Origin of the sequence: Virgibacillus sp. 7505, assembly GCF_002272135.1 — a bacterium.
Taxonomy (GTDB): Bacteria; Bacillota; Bacilli; order Bacillales; family Amphibacillaceae; genus Terribacillus.
The window spans coordinates 353,023-370,884 of the sequence record NZ_NPBF01000025.1 but is presented as its reverse complement, the minus strand read 5'-3'; the positions used below and the strand labels follow the sequence as shown (position 1 = coordinate 370,884).

Sequence of the window (17,862 nt, the reverse complement as noted above, 5' to 3'; positions counted from 1 at the left end):
TTTTGTTCAGTTTTCAAAGATCAATTTTGTTCTGTCGCTCATTTGGCGACTAAAACATCATATCATGTTTCAACTTACGTTGTCAACATGTATTTTAAATCCCTTGTTTGTCAGCCGTTGTTGCTCACTGGCGACGCATATAAATATAACATGCTGCCAAATCACCGTCAACACTTTTTTGATAAAAATCTCAAATTCACAACAGATTTTCTGAACACAGCCAGAACAGCGTATCACAGTACATCGCCAAATACCACATCAACAGCGGTTTTTCTGAGAGGACGGCGTGCATTACACCAACTGCTGCCCTCTCACATCCTTATCATAATTCTTTGATTTGATATTCCCGATGATACAATGCTCTGCCTTTTGTCTCCGTCAGCACTGCTTCAATGATTTCCTTCTCCTCCAAGTAATTGAGGAGGGCGCTCAAATCAGCTGCATATGCTTCCACTTCCGGTCTGTTTTTCAATTCCCCAAATGTCCAAGCACCTTCTTTCATACGCATAACACGGAGAAGATGCTCAGCTGCAGAGTGCGATCTAGCGTTGATGGCAACATTGACGGCAAGAAGCATAAGCTGCACACGCTGATCTGTTTCTTCCTTACTTTGAATGAATTCTTCACAAAGCTTATATACTTCCGAATCTATTCTACGCACCTGATTCCAAACGGTGACTTCTGGATGATGTCCTTTTTCGATTATAGACAGCCGTGCCAAGTAATGCAGACAACGTACCATTCGTGTATAAGCATCGAGATATTGGCCACTGTCATGAAGATCCTTCGTTTCTGCATAGGAACGAATAAGCTTCGCGAATTCAATCGTCATTTTCAGCTTACGCTTTTCGTAAGGAAAACCGGCCAATTCATTTTTCAGATTCTCGATATATTCATTCCGATCAAAGACGACCTTCCCCTCGAAGATCCATTCAACTGCTCGCCGATATGTACTAGTATCAATCCAATAATGAAGAAGCGTCTCTTCGACGATATGCATCGCAGCAATTTTCCCTTCATAACTATAATGCTTCGTAAACCATGGCTCTTCAGAATGTTTGACAATCACTAGCAGGATCATATCGAAGTTATCTGTTGTCGGGCTCACCGGCCTCGTCTTTTCTACTAAGATGATACCCAATGTATTCGGCATACTTGCACGTTCCTGATAAATCGGACGAAGAATGTTCTCCAAGGCGATCCCTCCGCAATGTAATTCTATATATTTTAGTAGTAATTCAACATATTTCCCCAAAATCCTTTTTTACCTGACAAAAGAAAAACCTTCATCACAATGTGACAAAGGCTTTTCTATCTATAGAAGAGTTCCGCTGAGGTTAATGCTTGGTTGTTTGCTGACAATCCGGGCACGTCCCGTATAATTCCAAACGATGATGGGTCACATCGAAGTTTGTAACCTGGGCAGCGAGCTTCTCTACTTCATAAAGGCTTGGATAATGGAAATCGACAATCTTGCCACATGAATCGCAAATCAAGTGGTAGTGTTCATCTGTATCACAATCGAATCGGCTGGAAGAATCTCCATATGTCAACTCTCGTACCAAACCGTTCTCACGGAATACGCGAAGGTTGTTATAGACTGTCGCTACGCTCATATTCGGAAACTTATCCTCTAGCGCTCGATATATATCATCAGCGGTAGGATGGATCTTGGAATTCAGCAAGAACTCAAGCACCGCATGACGCTGTGGTGTAATTCTGACTCCGGATTCTTTTAATCGCTCCACTGCTGCTTGTAATCTCTGTTCAGACACCGTCATGCACCTCGCTTTCACTTGTAAATAAAACATTTGTCTAAACGATGACTATTATTACATTATACTTCTTCTAAATTGTAAAGGGGTCTCCCTTACCTTGTCAATAAAAAACCATCGTTTCCTTCAAATATCCGGGACGAGCAGTACTTCTTCCGTCTCATGGAGAAGATTTGCATATCTGGCTGCAACAAATAAATAGTCCGATAAACGATTGATGAACCGCAAAACTTCACCGTTCCGATTCTCCTCCATCATGGCAACGATCAATCTTTCGGATCGCCTTACGATCGTCCGCGCCTGATGCAGCGCAGCCGCACTTGGACAGCCTCCCGGCAGAATAAATTGCTTCAGCGGCGGTAGTTCTGCTGTCCATCGATCAATCTCAGTCTCCATATCGTTTGTGTGTTTCGGCTCCAACTTCCATTGTACTTTCTTCTCAGGTGGTGTTGCGAGTTCAGCTCCGGCATGAAACAGCAGTGTTTGAACACGTTGCAATGATTTCTTAAAAGCATTGTTTTCTGCCGCAAGAAGGCTAATTGCTGTCCCTATTGCAGCATTTGCTTCATCCAGTGTGCCATAAGCTTCGACACGGGGATGATCTTTCGGGACTCGTGAACCATAGATAAGCGAAGTTTCCCCCTTATCTCCTGTTTTCGTATAAATCTTCATTAGTATCCTCTGTCTAAATCAATTTTATTTATATACTGTTTTTCAGTTTCCTCATCTGTATATACCGCTAGGTTCTTTTCAAAGACATCCATTGCTCGTTCTGTATAATAAGGAGTTTTACCTGCCATATGCGGAGTTAGTATCACTCGTTCATGGTCCCAGAATGGATGATCCTCCGGAAGCGGCTCTTCCTCAAAGACATCCAGCACTGCTGCTTTTATTTTTTCTTTATTCAGGGCATCCAGCAATACATCTGTCGCTACCGCATCTCCGCGACCCATATTTAGGAATACTCCATGTTTTGGCATAAGATCAAAGTGGTTCTCTTTATAGAAATACTTCGTTTCTTTCGTACTTGGAAGGATAGAAATCAGATAATCAGCATGAGGCAGAACTGTCTCAATATCTGTTTGTTTATACATCTCATCGAAATGCTCTTTCGGAGATCCGCTGCGGCTCACTCCGATTGTGTGCATGCGGAACGCTTTCCCCAAACGCGCCACTTCTTGGCCAATAGCGCCAGCTCCGACAACGACAAGCTTTTTCGCGGTAATCTCATCTATCATAAGATTCTTATCCCATACACGCTGCTCCTGCTTCTTAAGGAAAGCTCGTTCATTTCGTGCAACCGCTAGGATGGACGAAATCGCATATTCCGCCATCTGAATTCGATGGATACCATTTGCATTCGTAAGCATGATACCTTTCTCGGCAATAGTATCCAGCGGCAGGTAATCGACTCCTGCTGAAATCACCATGATCCACTTCAGTTTATCTGCTGTACGGAGTGATGCTTCATCCGCTCCATTTCCGCCAGTAACCAAAACTTCCGCTTCCTTCACCATTTTCTCTGTTTCTTCCTTTGAAGAACTGAAGTGGAATGTCACATCTGGATAAGAGCTTTCGAAATGCTGTTTCATTTTCTGATCTAATTTCACCGCTACTAATACTTGCATATGTATCCCCTCCAAGAAAGTTTGTTTACCTTCTTCTACTATAACCCTTTTCCGTTCTGCACGAAAAGCGACATCCTTCATTAAAAAAAGCTCAGACGATAAACACCTGAGCCAATTTTCATGTAGGGGAGGTTTCATACTGTACTATATGCACGTACGCAGCACCCAGTATAAGCATTTGTCATGGATTGAGCCCTTTCAATTCTTCCAGCACGAATAAACCATCCTTGCGTATAAGTACATCATCAAAATAAATCTCTCCACCGCCGTATTCCGGGCGCTGAATAAGGACCATATCCCAATGGACAGAAGAGCTGTTGCCGTTTTCGGTTTCTTCATAGGAATCCCCCGGTGTGAAATGCAAGCTCCCAGCAATCTTTTCATCGAAGAGGATATTTCCCATCGGCTCCTTGATTACAGGGTTTAAACCTAATGCAAATTCACCGATGTAACGTGCTCCTTCGTCCGTATCCAGCACCTCATTCAGTTTATCCGTATGATCGGAAACAGCCTCGATAATCTTCCCGTCTTTGAATGTCAAAGATACATTCTGATGGACAACACCCTGGTATGGACTTGGCGTATTATATGTAATTGTACCATTCACACTGTCTTTAACAGGTGCGGTATATACTTCTCCATCCGGCACATTATTCGTCCCCGCACAGATAACTGCGGGAATATCTTTTATGGAAAATGCAATATCCGTTCCAGGACCAACAATACGAACTCGATCTGTCCGTTCCATCAGATCCCTCAGCGGCTGCTGCGCTTGATGCATTGCAACATAGTCGACCGTGCTTACATCAAGTACGTAATCGTAAAATTGGTCAACGTTCATTTTCGCCTTCTGCGCCGCACTAGGTGTTGGGTAGTCGAACAGTACCCATTTGAGATTAGCGTGCAGATAATCATCAGAAGCCTTCATTAACTTCCCTTTTTTAACAAATTGATCACTTGGAATACCCCCAAACTCCGCATCATTTTCTTCTCCCTGGATGGCAAGAAAAGCATCGGCATCCTTAAACTGCTCTAGAAACCATTTATCCATTAAGCGGAACTGTTCATCTGGAGCATGCTCTATCATTATCCGATTTGTCTCTTCCTCTTGCCAAACAAGAAACGGAATAGCACCAAGAGTATATGCTTCCTTCAAAATTTCCTTTACAAGCGGTTTGCTGGATGGAATGGCGCTAATAATTACCTTCTCTTTTTCACCAAGCTTTAAAGAATGGGATAATAACAGCTTGGCCAATTTATTCAGGCGCGGATCTTTCACAGTATCATCTCCCTTTATTTTCCATAATATCAAAAAAACGACCCAATGTATGCACATTGGATCGCAGATTTTTATTACAGGTTTTCCCGGATGAACTCCAGCGCTTCTTCCGTATGTCCATCAACCTTTACTTTACGGAATTCCTTCTGAAGATTTCCCTCTTTATCGATTATGAACGTAGAACGTTCAATCCCGTAGTACTCTTTACCGAAGTTCTTTTTCAGCTTCCAGCATTCGTAATCTTCAGCCACAGCATGGTCTACATCTGCAAGCAAAAGAAATGGCAAGTCGAATTTGTTCATGAATTTCTCATGGCTTTCGACTGGGTCAGGGCTGACTCCGATGATGACTGCATTCAAATCCGTAAATTTATCATGGTTATCACGGAAGCTGCATGCTTCTGTTGTACAGCCAGGTGTATTATCTTTTGGATAGAAATACAGTACGATATTTTTCCCTTTGAAATCCTGCAGCGATACGATTTCCCCGTTTGTCGCCGGCAATGTGAAGCTAGGTGCTGCTTTGCCAATTTCTGTTGTCATGAATAGGCCTCCTCAAAATACGGATATAACCCTAGCCTATCTGATTTAGCCAAGGAGCACAACTAATCTCCTTCCCCATTCATCTTCTGCCTAACAACTGTGTGTTGCCACACTTTCAATACCAGTCCCGATGGCAGAAGGTATCCGATCAACGCTTCAATCAATGCAAGGAAACGCCCAATTCCTACAGGAAGAATATCACCATATCCAACCGTAAGCAGCGTAACGCCGCTGAAATAGATAGAGTGCATCAAGGAACCAGCAAGAGACGAATCGATCAAGTCGCCTCCCTCTGCAAGCACGATACCTTCGATTGACAGGATAAAATAAATCAAACCGAACGCGAGCATGACACTTATATATAGAAATAACAAAGATAAAAACAAATCAACCGAAAATATCGAGGAGCCTCTTACCTCATGTTTGAAAAAGGAATACATACAGCCGATCAGGGCAAAGAATATCACAATCACCAATACAAACACCATTTCCATCCCTCCGGTCCAGCTGCAAAAGCCAGGAGCTAGAGGATAAGCAAAGAATTTCTCCATGAGGAGTACACCCACTTCGGGCCTCCTTCTTATCCTTACGTCCCTAAACGGCTTTCTCCACTTTCCTAGTTAGTTATTAGTTTACGAGCGGCATGTCCCGACTATGTGCAGCAAGACGCTTTTTTCGATGGTCGGCAGCGCATATGCTATACTGGATGAGAGAAATTTACGGAGGTTTACCTATATGAATAAGACCAAATCAGAACAATTACATAAAGAAGCACAGGAGCATATTGTCGGTGGCGTCAATTCCCCATCCCGCTCCTTCAAAGCAGTCGGCGGCGGTTCTCCTGTTTATATGGAAAAAGCAGAGGGTGCTTATTTCTGGGACGTGGATGGCAACAAGTACATCGACTTCTTAGCTGCATATGGCCCGATCATCACTGGACATGCACATCCGCATATTACAGAAGCCATCACAAAGGCTGCCCATAACGGCGTATTGTACGGAACACCGACCCGTCTGGAAAACCAGTTTGCGCAAATGTTGAAAGAAGCTATCCCTTCCTTGCATAAAGTCCGTTTCACTAATTCTGGTACAGAGGCTGTCATGACGACGATCCGAGTTGCCCGCGCCTATACCGGCCGCAATAAGCTGATCAAGTTTGCCGGCTGCTATCATGGCCACTCCGACCCAGTACTCGTAGAAGCAGGCTCAGGTCCATCCACATTAGGAACACCTGATTCCGCTGGCGTGCCAGCGTCAATTGCAGCAGATATGATCACTGTTCCATTCAATGACCCGGAAGCATTGCACGACGCTTTGGAAAAATGGGGCGATCAAATTGCAGGTATCCTAGTGGAACCGATTGTCGGCAACTTCGGAATCGTGACACCGGAGCCAGGCTTTCTTGAAAAAGTAAATGAATATGCGCATGCGAAGGGCGCACTTGTCATTTACGATGAAGTGATCACAGCATTCCGCTTCACATACGGCAGCGCCCAGCAGCTCCTTGGTGTTGAGCCGGATTTGACTGCAATGGGCAAAATCATCGGCGGCGGTCTGCCGATTGGCGCTTATGGCGGTAAAAAAGAAATCATGGATCAAGTAGCTCCGCTCGGCCCTGCTTACCAGGCTGGAACAATGGCCGGAAACCCTGCCTCTATGGCAGCCGGTATCGCTTGTCTGGAAGTACTGCAGCAGCCAGGAGTGTATGATCGCTTTGAGGAACTCGGCGCGAAACTGGAAGCTGGTATCAAGCAGCATGCTAAAGATGCAGGTATAACAATCACTGTCAATCGTTTGAAGGGTGCACTTGCTGTATATTTCACTGATGAGAAAGTAACCAATTATGTGCAGGCTTCTGCCTCTGACGGCGAAAAGTTCGCTCAATTCTTCCGGCTTATGCTGGAGCAAGGCATCAACTTGGCTCCTTCTAAATATGAAGCATGGTTCATCACTACAGCTCATACAGATGAAGATATCGATCGTACATTAGAAGCAGTGAAAACAAGCTTCGAACAAATGAAATAAGGGTATGCTAAAAGGCATCAGCACTTTCGCTGATGCCTTTTTTTGGTCTGAAATATTTCTTCAGTAAATACTTTATTATCTCAGGGCATTCGTGTAACATCATAAGGTATAGTTTTTAAGGAAAGAACGGAGGATCCAAGACTATGAAACTTGGTGCCAGAATGCTTAAAACTGGCGTGGCAATCACACTTGCCTTATATGCAGCGACCTTACTTGGCTTAGCGCCGGTATTTGCTGCAATCGGAGCTGCCTTTTCGATGCGGCAGTCCGTTTATCAATCCTATATCGGACTCATGGATCAGGTGAAGGGGAATGTAGTTGGTTTGGTTGTTGCCATTGCAATGTTCTATACATTCGGAACCGAACCGATCATTATTGGTGTTTCTGCCATCCTGACAATCGGACTATGTGTAAGCCTGAAAATACGCGAAAGCGTCATTGCGATTGTATCACTCGTTTCAGTAATGGAGAATACGAGCGATATGGATTTCCTTCCTTTCGCACTGCTGCGGTTCTCGACATTGACGTTAGGTATCCTGTCCGCTTTCTTTGTGAATCTCGTCTTTCTTCCGCCGAAGTATGAAGTCGTCCTGCTGCAGAAGATAGATCAATTCAGTACCGAGATTCTGCAATGGCTCCGAGTTGCTACCCGCAGCTGGTCCGACCAGCCGGCACTGAAGGACGAAATAAGCAGGATAGAATCAGAAATCCAGAAAATAGACGATATCTATACGCGCTTCACAGAAGAGCGAACATACACACAAAAACAAAAACTCGTGAAGGCCCGAAAGCTAGTCGTCTTTCGTCAGCTCATCACGACCTTGAAACAATCACACGGTATCTTAAAGGAAGTCTATGACCTTGGAGATAAGATGACCGAGCTTCCGACACGCTCAAGTGACACATTCGTCGAAGAACTCGATAAAGCAATCATGTCACATGAAAAACTTATCCTGAGCGCCATGGGGCGAATCAAGCACCAGCAGGAAGACAGTAATTTCCGTGAAACGCTCGATCCGGATATCCCAGCACTTGTCGACCTGCTTATCCATGTATTCGAGAACAAGGAAAACGAAGAGAAAATGCTCTTCCTGCCGCTCGCTTCCCGTCTGATGGAATATCATCGGGAACTAGACAGACTAAAGCGCCTATTAAACAGCTATTTGAAATACCATAACGAGGATTCCACGGTTGTCATGCCGAAGGAATAAAGTACATCGCTCAAGTGAGTGATGTACTTTTTTATATCCATCAAAGAAAGTTATAGTATAAATGAGAGGGCCGCTATTGCGCGGGCATATAAATTACGTGCAGAGCATCTTTCCAGAGAAAACAAAAAAAGGATAGATGAGCAGGGGTCCCCTGCCACCTATCCTTTTTCAGTTGTACTCAATGTACCTGAATCCTCATCCAGATGCTGTATCTGATAAAGATTAAAGTAGTTGCCTTGCAGTGTCATCAGATCAACGTGAGATCCTTGTTCCACAATCTGTCCATCCTGTACGACCACGATTCGGTCTGCATGTGTAATTGTTGCCAGTCGATGCGCGACGATAAAGGTAGTTCGATCTGATGCAAGCTTCTCCAGTGCTTCCTGTATCAGATGTTCACTCTCCAGATCCAGTGCAGATGTTGCTTCGTCCAGAATAAGAATCGGCGGATTTTTCAAGAAAATACGCGCGATAGCAATTCGCTGTTTTTGCCCGCCAGATAGCTTAACCCCGCGTTCTCCGACGAGCGTTTCGTATCCTTCGTTCAGATGCTCGATAAAGTCATGGGCATTGGCTGCTTTTGCAGCAGCAACCACCTCTTCATGCGTTGCTTCAGGTCTTCCGAGTTTGATATTCATTTCTACCGATTCACTGAATAGAATATTATCCTGCAGCACCATCCCGATCTTATCCCGTAAGGAACGGGACTGCACATCGCGGATATCTGTACCGTCAATCGTTATCCGTCCGCTCGTCACATCATAAAAACGCGGAATCAAACTGACGATAGTCGATTTACCGCCTCCGCTCATGCCGACAAAAGCGATTGTCTCTCCTTTTTTCACATCCAGGGAGATATCCTTTAGCACAAGCTCTTCCCCTTCGCTATAACGGAAGGAAACATTTTCAAAAGATACATGACCATCGACCTTTGTCAGTTTCGCAGCTGCCGGCTTATCTTCAATATCATATTTCTCATCAATAAATTCAAAGACCCGATCCATTGATGCGACCGCTTGCGTCAAGGTTGTAGAAGAGTTCACCAGCCGGCGGAGCGGGCTGTAAACACGATCCATGAAGCCCGCAAAGGCAACCATCGTACCTAGTGTAAGATTACCTTGTATAACCTCATACGCAGCATATCCAATAACGAGCAGCGGCGCCAAATCGGTAATCGTATTCGTTACCGCAAAGGTTTTGGCGTTCCAGGTCGTATGCTGGATGGCGCTGTCCAGAAAATTACGGTTTTGCGTATCAAACTGCTTTTGTTCATAATCCTCAAGCGCAAAGCTTCGTGTAACAGGGATGCCTTGTACTCGTTCATGCAGATGCCCCTGCACTTCGGCCAAGGCCTGCGAACGTTGCCTTGTAAGACTGCGGAGACGTTCGTAGAAATACTTGATCGCTACACCGTACACAGGGAACAGGACTATTGCCACCAATGTGAGTGATACATCCATCGTGAACATGATCCCGACTGCAATGACAATCGTAGCCAAATCAAGCCATACATTCATTAAACCGGTCATGATGAAGTTTTTTGTCTGTTCAACGTCATTGATGACGCGGGAGATAATCTCTCCGGTTTTAGTCTGGGAATAATAGCGAAGACTCAGGCGCTGAATATGATCAAACAGCTGGTTCCGGATATCATAAAGCACCCGGTTTCCTGTCCATTGCGCCAGGTATTGCCGATAGTACTCAATCGGCGGACGTACAATGACAAAGATAATTAAAGAGCCGCCAAGCAGCCAGAAAAGCCGACTTACTTTATCAGATGTCGGTAAATCCGCATTGACGACATGATCGACCACATATCCCAAAATCAATGGGATAAGCAATGGTATCGCGAATTTAATAATACCAATTAAAATCGTAAATATAATTTTCCATTTGTACGGCTTTACAAATTGTAAATACCGTCTTGTACTGCTCAACACATATCACCTCTCTGTTGTGCACAATGATAAATCCCTGCCGATTTCCGGCAAGGATTCATAGCTTATGTTATTTATCTGTAGGTTAGGAACAGCTCATACCATGTATCGATGAAATCGGGTGAAAACGGTCCTTTTCCTTGCCTGATCCAGCTAATCAGTATATCGACCTGGTTCCATAGGATTCGTTCGATTTCGGGCGGATAATTCATTTGACGCTTGTGTACATTGAACTCATCTTCATCCAGCAGCGTAAATGTCATATCAGGATATATCTTGATATCCAGATCATAATCGATATACTTTAGCGCTTCCCCGTCATAAACATATGGGGAGCTGATATTGCAATAATAATAAATGCCGTCTGTACGCAGCATACCGATAATATTGAACCAGTACTTCGCATGAAAATAAACAATGGCTGGTTCGCGCGTGATCCAGGTCCGTCCATCGCTTTCCGTGACCATCGTCCGATCATTGGCACCAATCAGGATCTCTGCCGTACTCTTCAATACTGTGCTGCTTTCCCATACCCGATGGAGCTGGCCGTTATGCTTATAGCTGTGTATCTGAATTTTCGTTCCTGCCTCTGGGCCAGCCATGCGAATCTTCCTTCCTTTGTTATTGTCCTATGTAAGATGGTTTCTTTATATTATAAAGATATTTCAGACACAATGGAAATGAAAAACGCTGATTGTTGCCCAACCCATAGATAAAAGAGCCCTTCAGCGAGGGCTGAAGGGCTCCGTTCATACGAAAGTAACAGTTAGGACGATGTCCGTCTTTTTACTTGCGGGACTGTTGGTTTTGCTGCTGAACTTGCTGTACGTCTGTTTCAGAAGCAAATTCAGTACCGAATTGTTGGCTGGAACCGCCAGTTGCTTTCTGACGAGACTGCTGGTTCTGCTGTTGAACCTGCTGTACGTCTGTTTCAGAAGCAAATTCAGTACCGAATTGTTGGCTAGAACCACCTTGACGGGACTGCTGGTTTTGTTGTTTAACCTGATTTACATCAGTACCAGATTGTGTCTTTCTGTTCATTGTTATCACCTCCGCCACATTACTTTCTCCTGAATGTGACGTTGTTATCCAGAAAAGCGCAAAAAGAAAATGGTTTATTCTGGTACATGAATTTGCTGCAGGATTTTCTGATGCGGAACTGGAAATGGATAATCATCTATATCAGACATAGCGACGAATCTTCCCACTTCGGTTGCTTTGTCTTTTGTTTTTGCACGCAAGACAATCATCTCCCAAATAATATGGGAAAAGATATGCCGAACAGGCTGCAATGTTTCCTCCAGTTTAATATCAATCCCATATTCAAGCTTGAACCAATAAGCCAGCTGCTCCAAGGAAACCTCCGTCGCATCTGCCATCGGGAACTGCCACAGGTTCGCAAGCAGCCCGGTCTCAGGCCTTTTCTCAATAAGCACCTCTCCTTGCTCGTTCTCAACTACAACAGAGAGATACGGCATTGTCTTTTGCTTTTTGCCCTTTGATTTGATCGGGAGTTCTTCCTGCAGTCCCTGCTTGAAAGCTGTACAATGCGACTGCACTGGACATAATAAACAAGCAGGCTTTTTCGGCGTACAAATAAGCGCACCGAGTTCCATCAATCCTTGGTTGAAGGCCGAAGGGTTATCATGTGAGATCATTTCCTCAACAGCCGCTTCAAATATCTTTCTCGCTTTCGGCTTGGCAATGTCTTCGGTTATCAATAGAATTCTGGATAGAACCCGCATGACATTCCCATCGACTGCCGGCTGCGGAATTCCGTAGGCGATACTAAGAATGGCACCCTTTGTATACGGTCCGACACCCTTGAGTTTACCCAGCTCCTCCACCGTGTCCGGCACTTTGCCGCCGTGAGCCTCTGCCACCTCACGGACGGCGGTTTGAAGATTTCGTGCTCGGGAATAGTAACCTAACCCTTCCCACGCTTTTAAAACGTCCTGCTCATCGGCTTCGGCTAATGCCTGGATTGTCGGAAAGCGCTTCATGAAACGATGAAAGTAAGGAATAACCGTATCCACCTTCGTCTGCTGGAGCATGATTTCCGAAACCCAAATCCGATACGGATCCTGGTTTTCACGCCAAGGCAGTGTACGTTTTTCCTGCTGGAACCAATTAATCAAATCATCTTGAAATAAATCAGTCGAAAAATGCTGAAACTTAACATGTAGATCGTCTAATTGCAAAATCACTCACGCTCCGTGTTACAATATTAAAAGTATTAGGTGGTTTGGTTTCATCAGAAGGAGGACATTAAGATGGACACTGGTACCCATATCGTCATGGGGATAGCCCTCGGTGGGCTTGCCACACTCGATCCTGCTGTTCACCAAGATCCTGTATTGTTCAATGCAGTACTTGCAGGCACGATCCTTGGTTCACAGGCACCCGACTTTGATACAGTACTGAAATTACGTAACAATGCTTCTTATTTACGAAACCACCGGGGAATCACGCATTCAATCCCCGCTGTCATATTATGGGGATTAGCGATTTCCCTGCTGCTGTACGTGTTAGTACCAGAAATCGACTTCCTGCATCTATGGCTTTGGACATTTGGAGCAGTTGTACTCCATGTATTTGTCGATGTTTTCAACGCTTACGGTACGCAGGCGTACCGACCGTTCACCCGCCGCTGGGTTGCATACGGCTTCATTAACACCTTCGATCCTTTCATCTTCACGATGCATGTGATCGGTATTGCTCTTTGGCTGATTGGTCTTGATCCAGGTCTGACCTTCCTTGTTATTTACACGATCCTTATCCTGTACTATGTGAAACGTTATTTGGATAAACGGCGGATCATCAAACAAGTGAAAGAAAAAATACCTGATGCTCAGATCATCGCTACTTCACCAACAATGAAACAAGCATTTTGGCGCGTTGCCGTCACAGCCCCCGATCGTTTTTATGTCGGGAAGGTGGAAAATTGGCAGCTCCGCATGATCGACGAATTTGAACGGAAGCCATTACCAGATAACGAGCTCATGGAGGTTGCTAGAGAGGATAAGAATATAGCGGCATTCCTCAGCTTCTCACCAGTCTTCACATGGGAAGTAAACATGTATGATGATTTCACGGAATTGCGTCTGATTGATTTGCGCTACCATAATAGCGCACAGCATTATCCATTCAAGGCAGTCGTTCAGATTGATGATAATCATCAAGTGATGAGTTCCTATACAGGGTGGATTTTTTCCGAACAGAAACTGCAGCGAAAACTGGTCACAGATGACAATCCGTCTGCATTATAAAACCTGGAGATTTTCTCTCCAGGTTTTTTATTGTTGTCTGCGTTCCATGAATAAATAATGGTACTTCGGATTACTTTCAAGGAATTCATCCAGTCTTGGGCCATAATGCTGAATCCACTGACGCACAATCGCCTCTGTCATTTCCTGCCCCTGGTATTTACGGCCAGCCTTTGCACGCGTTGCTTCGAAATCCTCCCAAAGAATCTCTACCCATGTCCGAGCCTCATCTATTGTCAATCGTTCGTTTTGCTGCTGCAAAAGTGCTGCAAGCTCACGGAATTTATCTTCCATACTTCTTTCTTCCCTTCCATCAAAATCCCAACATATTCGTGAAAAATACGCACAAGCTATTAGTACTGCGGCGCATCCAATCCTTGCTCGAGGAGGCAGATAAAATGTCCAAGTTTGATCGTTTTTCTAAGACAGGCACCATCAATTCAGTTATTCAATCCCCCCGCACTACAGCGAAGCATGCGAATAACCAGGTGAATGGAGAAACACAGCAAACACAGACTGATATCATCATCCGTACTCAAGCAGTAAAGAAAAACCGCAGATAAAATATACCTCGGCTTTTCAGCCGAGGCAATTACATAGTCGTCCTGCCGAGTACACTGATCGGTAAAGCTTCCAGCTCTTGTCCTTTTTCACTGCCCTGGCGTCGGTAGCCCCAGGCGAAGACACCATTGAGATAATCAATCGTAAACACATGCGACCGATCACCCTTGATTTCATACGTTGCACCTGGTTTGAATTCATCCGGATTCATCGTATAAGCTTTGGCCATCTGCCGTTTACGCTCAATAATCTGATATTCACTGAAGTTACCCATCTGCTCGGCCTTCTGCTGCTGAATCTTCAGCTGTTTCATTTCTTCCTTCAGTTGCTCCACTGTTAAGTCACTATAACGTAATTGCATCTTCGCACCCTGCTTTCCGCTAATAAAGGTCTTTTTCTTTCGCTTCCTCTATATACTTCTGAATCAGTTCCATCGAAAATCCCTTACGATAAAGAGCCATCTTGATTTTCTGATTAAGCTCATAGCCTTCCGCTTTTTGCGCGTATTTGCGCAAAAGCTTATCTCCCTGATATCGGACAGCGTCCAGCTCAGCATTTGTATCCTGATCGGTATCCGAGAGTGCCAATGAAACAGCTTCCTTTGCAGCAGCACTTGAGAAGCCTTTTGAAAGCAGCTGCTGCTGTGCAAGCTGGATCTTCTCCTGATGAGATTTCTTTGCTTTAGTCTGCAGCTTCGATCCAGCAAGCTTGACAGCTTTTTCCAGCTCTTTTTCGTACGAGTAATATGTCATCGCTTGATCTGCCGCTGCACCGGTAATACCTTTTTCCTGCAATTCCTTCCGGATGACGAGTGGACCTTTACTTGTCGTATTCACCTTCGTCCGAACAAATGCACCGGCAAAAGCTGCATCATCGGTATACCCCTGTTCCTCAAGCCTTGTCAAGGTCTCTTCGATATGTGTCGGATTTTGCTCCTTCTTCAGCAAATACGTTTTTATTTCTTTTTTGGAACGCATCCGGTAGCTTAGATATTGTAAAGCTAGGGTAAAACACTTATGTGCAGCATCTTTTTCGATAATGGACTGCAAAGCTTCCTCGGATAGTTCCTGTCCTTTGGTGATACCGCTTGTAATCAGGACATCTTCATCAAGACCGAAGCCAAACTTCTCGCCTTTACCATAGTCGAGAAAGATATTATAGCGCCCGATATTATTCTTTTGAGTCGTGATCTTCGTGATTTTCACCATTTTCGACACCTCTATGTCTTTATTCTAACACGAAATGACACCATACAAAATTGTAAGCTCACCCAATATAGAAGGAGGAATTAATCATGAATATCGTCATCGCCGGCGGAACAGGCTTCGTCGGAAAGCAGCTGGCAGAGACATTGATTGAGAAGGGGCATCATGTGTATATTCTAACTCGATCACCAGAAAAGAAATTAGATACCAAGCAAGTCACGTATATCGGCTGGCTGAAGAAAGGTTTCGACCCCCTTTCCCAGCTTCCGGAGATTGACGCAGTCGTCAATTTGGCCGGAACAAGTCTATTCGGCAAGTGGACCAAGGAGAAAAAGGAAAATATCAGGAGCAGTAGGTTGGAAGCTACCGAAACACTTGTTGATATGATCGGAAAAATGCCGAAGAAGCCGAAAGTATTCGTCAGCGGTTCTGCTGTTGGGTATTATGGTACGAGCGAACAGGACGCCTTCACTGAAGAAACAACGAAGCGCGGGCAGGATTTTCTGGCAGATGTGACGTATGAGTGGGAAGAAACAGCCAAGCAAGCAAAAGGACTGGGAGTCCGAACTGTACTTGCACGCTTTGGCATCGTTTTAGGTGATAAAGGAGCTCTTCCGCTCATGCAGCTGCCTTTCCGTTATTTCGCAGGCGGGAAAATAGGGAGCGGCGAGCAATGGCTTTCCTGGATCCATGTTCAAGATGCAGCGGGGCTGATTGCTTATGCAATCGAACAAGAATCAATCAAAGGACCGCTCAACGTCACTGCTCCCTCCCCGAGACGGAATAAGGATTTCAGCAAGGCACTTGCCAAAGCGCTGCATCGACCTTATTGGACTGCAGCACCTGCCCCGGTAATCCAGAAGGCTTTAGGTGAAATGAGTACTTTGGTGCTTGAAGGACAATGCGTGTATCCAAAGAAAGCGCTCGACAACGGGTATCAATTCCGCTTCCCTGCTTTATCCGAAGCGCTTGAACAGGCTTTATAATGTTTTATGGATAACCCAACTGACTTGTGCACAATTATCGGACTTAGGTCTGTGGATAATGTGCATAAGTCGGTTTTTCGTTTATTTTACAATAATGGTACTGTTGATAATGTTGTTGATAAATGATCCAATAAAATTATTAATCCTGATTCTCACTTTATCTCGAGTACTTGAGTAGATAAATTCCGTACATAAGATTAAAATAAACATAACGGTTATACGCCATTATATTAGGCTATAATGATAGAACGATAGAATTACGGAACAGCGGGCCAAAGAGGAGAGGATTGCCATGCCAGATCTACAACGCACCAAGCAGGGAAAGTTCAGCAAATTTTTCCTGAATAATAAATTTGTCATCGCGATGCTGATTCTTTTCATCATCGGGCTGAACATACTTGTCTATTCCAGCGTATCATTTATTTTCACACCCATTGTCGTCATCGTGAAAACAATCATACTGCCTATCATTTTGACTGGGATTGTCTATTACCTGACAGTGCCGATCGTCAATTACCTAGAGAAAAAGCGAGTAAAACGCGTCTACTCCATTATCGTCCTTTACCTTGTTATCATTGGAATACTGACTATTCTCATCAGCTTGGTCATTCCTGTATTGAAGGAGCAGACATTAAGCTTGATTGAGAATAGTACCGACTATTTCGAGCAAGGGATCGATGTTGTCCAGTCCATAACAGGCAGTAACGTGGTCAATCAGATTCAAGCCTCAGGCAATTTTGATTTCAACCAAATCCTGAATGAGCTGCAGACTCGCGGTACTACCATGCTCAACAATTTGTTCTCTAACTTAACAAGCTTTGTCGGTGCAGTGACAGAAGTGATCATTGCTATCGTAACAGTGCCTTTCATCCTCTTCTATTTACTGAAGGATGGCAAGAAACTGCCAGTCTATATTCTGAAGTTACTTCCAGTACGCTTTCGCAGTCAAACATATGAAGTAATGTCAGAGATGAACCATCAAATCAGTTCCTACATACGCGGTCAGATTATCGTCAGCTTTGTCATTGGCGTGCTGCTGTATATCGGTTATTTGATCATTGGACTTGAATACGCACCAGTACTCGCCGTCATTGCGGCGTTCACGAGTGTGGTTCCGTATCTTGGTCCAGCGATAGCCATTACACCTGCGATCATCATCGCTATTGTTACATCGCCGTTCATGCTCTTGAAGCTGATCATTGTTTGGACTATTGTGCAGCTAGTTGAAGGAAAATTGATTACTCCACAGATAATGGGGCGGAACATTCGTGTCCACCCAATTACAATCATATTCGTTATCCTGACCGCAGGAAATCTATTCGGCGTAGTCGGCGTAATACTTGCTGTTCCGGGATATGCGATTTTGAAGGTCATCGTCACTCACACCTTCCATTGGTTCAAAAAGAGATCTCATCTATATGATGAAACGACCAAAACCAACTAAAAT

The 17,862-nt window shown here is 44.5% G+C and carries 20 protein-coding genes; 6 read left to right on the top strand and 14 right to left on the bottom strand.

Annotated elements, in window-relative coordinates; translation table 11 throughout:
• Positions 1 to 322: 322 nt before the first annotated feature.
• The 7 genes from CHH91_RS11630 to CHH91_RS11600 form a co-directional block, all read right to left on the bottom strand.
• Complete coding sequence (locus CHH91_RS11630; protein ID WP_095223595.1) at positions 323 to 1,195, bottom strand: nucleotidyltransferase-like protein; 873 nt, start codon at positions 1,193 to 1,195, stop codon at positions 323 to 325.
• A gap of 142 nt (positions 1,196 to 1,337) precedes the next feature.
• Positions 1,338 to 1,781 (bottom strand): peroxide-responsive transcriptional repressor PerR, encoded by a 444-nt coding sequence (perR, locus tag CHH91_RS11625; protein ID WP_095223594.1) that lies wholly within the window; start codon positions 1,779 to 1,781, stop codon positions 1,338 to 1,340.
• Between the two features lie 120 nt (positions 1,782 to 1,901).
• Positions 1,902 to 2,447, bottom strand: a complete 546-nt coding sequence (locus tag CHH91_RS11620; protein ID WP_095223593.1) for a cob(I)yrinic acid a,c-diamide adenosyltransferase — start codon at positions 2,445 to 2,447, stop codon at positions 1,902 to 1,904.
• Positions 2,447 to 3,403: a D-2-hydroxyacid dehydrogenase gene (locus CHH91_RS11615; RefSeq protein WP_095223592.1), complete on the bottom strand. Its 957-nt coding sequence runs from the start codon at positions 3,401 to 3,403 to the stop codon at positions 2,447 to 2,449. The genes CHH91_RS11620 and CHH91_RS11615 overlap by 1 nt, the downstream gene beginning before the upstream one ends.
• A 181-nt stretch (positions 3,404 to 3,584) precedes the next feature.
• Positions 3,585 to 4,682: an aminopeptidase gene (locus CHH91_RS11610; RefSeq protein WP_095223591.1), complete on the bottom strand. Its 1,098-nt coding sequence runs from the start codon at positions 4,680 to 4,682 to the stop codon at positions 3,585 to 3,587.
• Positions 4,683 to 4,756: 74 nt separating this feature from the next.
• On the bottom strand, positions 4,757 to 5,224 hold the full coding sequence (bcp, locus tag CHH91_RS11605) for a thioredoxin-dependent thiol peroxidase (protein ID WP_038558824.1): 468 nt from the start codon (positions 5,222 to 5,224) through the stop codon (positions 4,757 to 4,759).
• Positions 5,225 to 5,286: 62 nt separating this feature from the next.
• On the bottom strand, positions 5,287 to 5,790 hold the full coding sequence (locus CHH91_RS11600) for a potassium channel family protein (RefSeq protein ID WP_286160765.1): 504 nt from the start codon (positions 5,788 to 5,790) through the stop codon (positions 5,287 to 5,289).
• A gap of 169 nt (positions 5,791 to 5,959) precedes the next feature.
• Here CHH91_RS11600 and CHH91_RS11595 point away from each other — a divergent pair, with 169 nt between their 5' ends.
• Together CHH91_RS11595 and CHH91_RS11590 are read left to right on the top strand one after the other, a co-directional pair.
• Positions 5,960 to 7,249, top strand: coding sequence for a glutamate-1-semialdehyde 2,1-aminomutase (locus CHH91_RS11595; protein ID WP_095223590.1), 1,290 nt, complete (start codon positions 5,960 to 5,962; stop codon positions 7,247 to 7,249).
• A gap of 143 nt (positions 7,250 to 7,392) precedes the next feature.
• A complete protein-coding gene (locus tag CHH91_RS11590; protein ID WP_095223589.1) occupies positions 7,393 to 8,460 on the top strand; it encodes an FUSC family protein in 1,068 nt (355 codons plus the stop codon).
• A gap of 158 nt (positions 8,461 to 8,618) precedes the next feature.
• Here the strand turns inward: CHH91_RS11590 and CHH91_RS11585 are convergent, their stop codons facing one another.
• The 4 genes from CHH91_RS11585 to mutY all read right to left on the bottom strand — a co-directional run bounded on the left by CHH91_RS11585 (position 8,619) and on the right by mutY (position 12,601).
• A complete protein-coding gene (locus CHH91_RS11585) occupies positions 8,619 to 10,397 on the bottom strand; it encodes an ABC transporter ATP-binding protein (protein ID WP_095223588.1) in 1,779 nt (592 codons plus the stop codon).
• A 74-nt stretch (positions 10,398 to 10,471) separates the two neighbouring features.
• Entirely contained in the window at positions 10,472 to 10,999 is a 528-nt protein-coding gene (gene ntdP / locus CHH91_RS11580; RefSeq protein WP_038558812.1) for a nucleoside tri-diphosphate phosphatase, read from the bottom strand.
• Between the two features lie 184 nt (positions 11,000 to 11,183).
• A complete protein-coding gene (locus CHH91_RS11575) occupies positions 11,184 to 11,438 on the bottom strand; it encodes a gamma-type small acid-soluble spore protein (protein WP_095223623.1) in 255 nt (84 codons plus the stop codon).
• Positions 11,439 to 11,512: 74 nt separating this feature from the next.
• Complete coding sequence (gene mutY / locus CHH91_RS11570) at positions 11,513 to 12,601, bottom strand: A/G-specific adenine glycosylase (RefSeq protein WP_483372398.1); 1,089 nt, start codon at positions 12,599 to 12,601, stop codon at positions 11,513 to 11,515.
• Positions 12,602 to 12,670: 69 nt separating this feature from the next.
• Between mutY and CHH91_RS11565 the strand changes: the two genes are divergently transcribed.
• Positions 12,671 to 13,666, top strand: coding sequence for a metal-dependent hydrolase (locus CHH91_RS11565; RefSeq protein ID WP_095223586.1), 996 nt, complete (start codon positions 12,671 to 12,673; stop codon positions 13,664 to 13,666).
• A gap of 27 nt (positions 13,667 to 13,693) precedes the next feature.
• Here the strand turns inward: CHH91_RS11565 and CHH91_RS11560 are convergent, their stop codons facing one another.
• Positions 13,694 to 13,957 (bottom strand): YfhJ family protein, encoded by a 264-nt coding sequence (locus CHH91_RS11560; protein ID WP_095223585.1) that lies wholly within the window; start codon positions 13,955 to 13,957, stop codon positions 13,694 to 13,696.
• Positions 13,958 to 14,061: 104 nt separating this feature from the next.
• On the opposite strand from CHH91_RS11560, the gene CHH91_RS20280 reads away from it, so the two are divergent.
• Complete coding sequence (locus CHH91_RS20280; RefSeq protein WP_095230634.1) at positions 14,062 to 14,226, top strand: YpzG family protein; 165 nt, start codon at positions 14,062 to 14,064, stop codon at positions 14,224 to 14,226.
• A gap of 29 nt (positions 14,227 to 14,255) precedes the next feature.
• On the opposite strand, the gene CHH91_RS11550 is transcribed toward CHH91_RS20280, so the two are convergent.
• A complete protein-coding gene (locus CHH91_RS11550) occupies positions 14,256 to 14,585 on the bottom strand; it encodes a YfhH family protein (protein ID WP_095223584.1) in 330 nt (109 codons plus the stop codon).
• Between the two features lie 19 nt (positions 14,586 to 14,604).
• Entirely contained in the window at positions 14,605 to 15,432 is an 828-nt protein-coding gene (recX, locus tag CHH91_RS11545; RefSeq protein WP_095223583.1) for a recombination regulator RecX, read from the bottom strand.
• A gap of 86 nt (positions 15,433 to 15,518) precedes the next feature.
• Between recX and CHH91_RS11540 the strand changes: the two genes are divergently transcribed.
• Positions 15,519 to 16,415 carry a TIGR01777 family oxidoreductase gene (locus tag CHH91_RS11540; RefSeq protein ID WP_095223582.1) on the top strand — a complete coding sequence of 299 codons (897 nt, stop codon included), beginning with the start codon at positions 15,519 to 15,521 and terminating at the stop codon, positions 16,413 to 16,415.
• A 292-nt stretch (positions 16,416 to 16,707) separates the two neighbouring features.
• Positions 16,708 to 17,859 carry an AI-2E family transporter gene (locus CHH91_RS11535; protein WP_095223581.1) on the top strand — a complete coding sequence of 384 codons (1,152 nt, stop codon included), beginning with the start codon at positions 16,708 to 16,710 and terminating at the stop codon, positions 17,857 to 17,859.
• The last annotated feature ends 3 nt before the right edge of the window (positions 17,860 to 17,862 follow it).

Excerpts from the sequence above, each read along its gene's own strand:
- perR (WP_095223594.1), bottom strand. The coding sequence starts at position 1,781 with ATGACGGTGTCTGAACAGAGATTACAAGCAGCAGTGGAGCGATTAAAA.
- CHH91_RS11615 (WP_095223592.1), bottom strand. The coding sequence starts at position 3,403 with ATGCAAGTATTAGTAGCGGTGAAATTAGATCAGAAAATGAAACAGCAT.
- recX (WP_095223583.1), bottom strand. The coding sequence starts at position 15,432 with ATGGTGAAAATCACGAAGATCACGACTCAAAAGAATAATATCGGGCGC.
- CHH91_RS11620 (WP_095223593.1), bottom strand. The coding sequence starts at position 2,447 with ATGAAGATTTATACGAAAACAGGAGATAAGGGGGAAACTTCGCTTATC.
- CHH91_RS11565 (WP_095223586.1), top strand. The coding sequence starts at position 12,671 with ATGGACACTGGTACCCATATCGTCATGGGGATAGCCCTCGGTGGGCTT.
- CHH91_RS11535 (WP_095223581.1), top strand. The coding sequence starts at position 16,708 with ATGCCAGATCTACAACGCACCAAGCAGGGAAAGTTCAGCAAATTTTTC.
- CHH91_RS11595 (WP_095223590.1), top strand. The coding sequence starts at position 5,960 with ATGAATAAGACCAAATCAGAACAATTACATAAAGAAGCACAGGAGCAT.
- CHH91_RS20280 (WP_095230634.1), top strand. The coding sequence starts at position 14,062 with ATGTCCAAGTTTGATCGTTTTTCTAAGACAGGCACCATCAATTCAGTT.
- CHH91_RS11560 (WP_095223585.1), bottom strand. The coding sequence starts at position 13,957 with ATGGAAGATAAATTCCGTGAGCTTGCAGCACTTTTGCAGCAGCAAAAC.
- CHH91_RS11590 (WP_095223589.1), top strand. The coding sequence starts at position 7,393 with ATGAAACTTGGTGCCAGAATGCTTAAAACTGGCGTGGCAATCACACTT.
- ntdP (WP_038558812.1), bottom strand. The coding sequence starts at position 10,999 with ATGGCTGGCCCAGAGGCAGGAACGAAAATTCAGATACACAGCTATAAG.
- CHH91_RS11550 (WP_095223584.1), bottom strand. The coding sequence starts at position 14,585 with ATGCAATTACGTTATAGTGACTTAACAGTGGAGCAACTGAAGGAAGAA.
- CHH91_RS11575 (WP_095223623.1), bottom strand. The coding sequence starts at position 11,438 with ATGAACAGAAAGACACAATCTGGTACTGATGTAAATCAGGTTAAACAA.
- CHH91_RS11540 (WP_095223582.1), top strand. The coding sequence starts at position 15,519 with ATGAATATCGTCATCGCCGGCGGAACAGGCTTCGTCGGAAAGCAGCTG.
- bcp (WP_038558824.1), bottom strand. The coding sequence starts at position 5,224 with ATGACAACAGAAATTGGCAAAGCAGCACCTAGCTTCACATTGCCGGCG.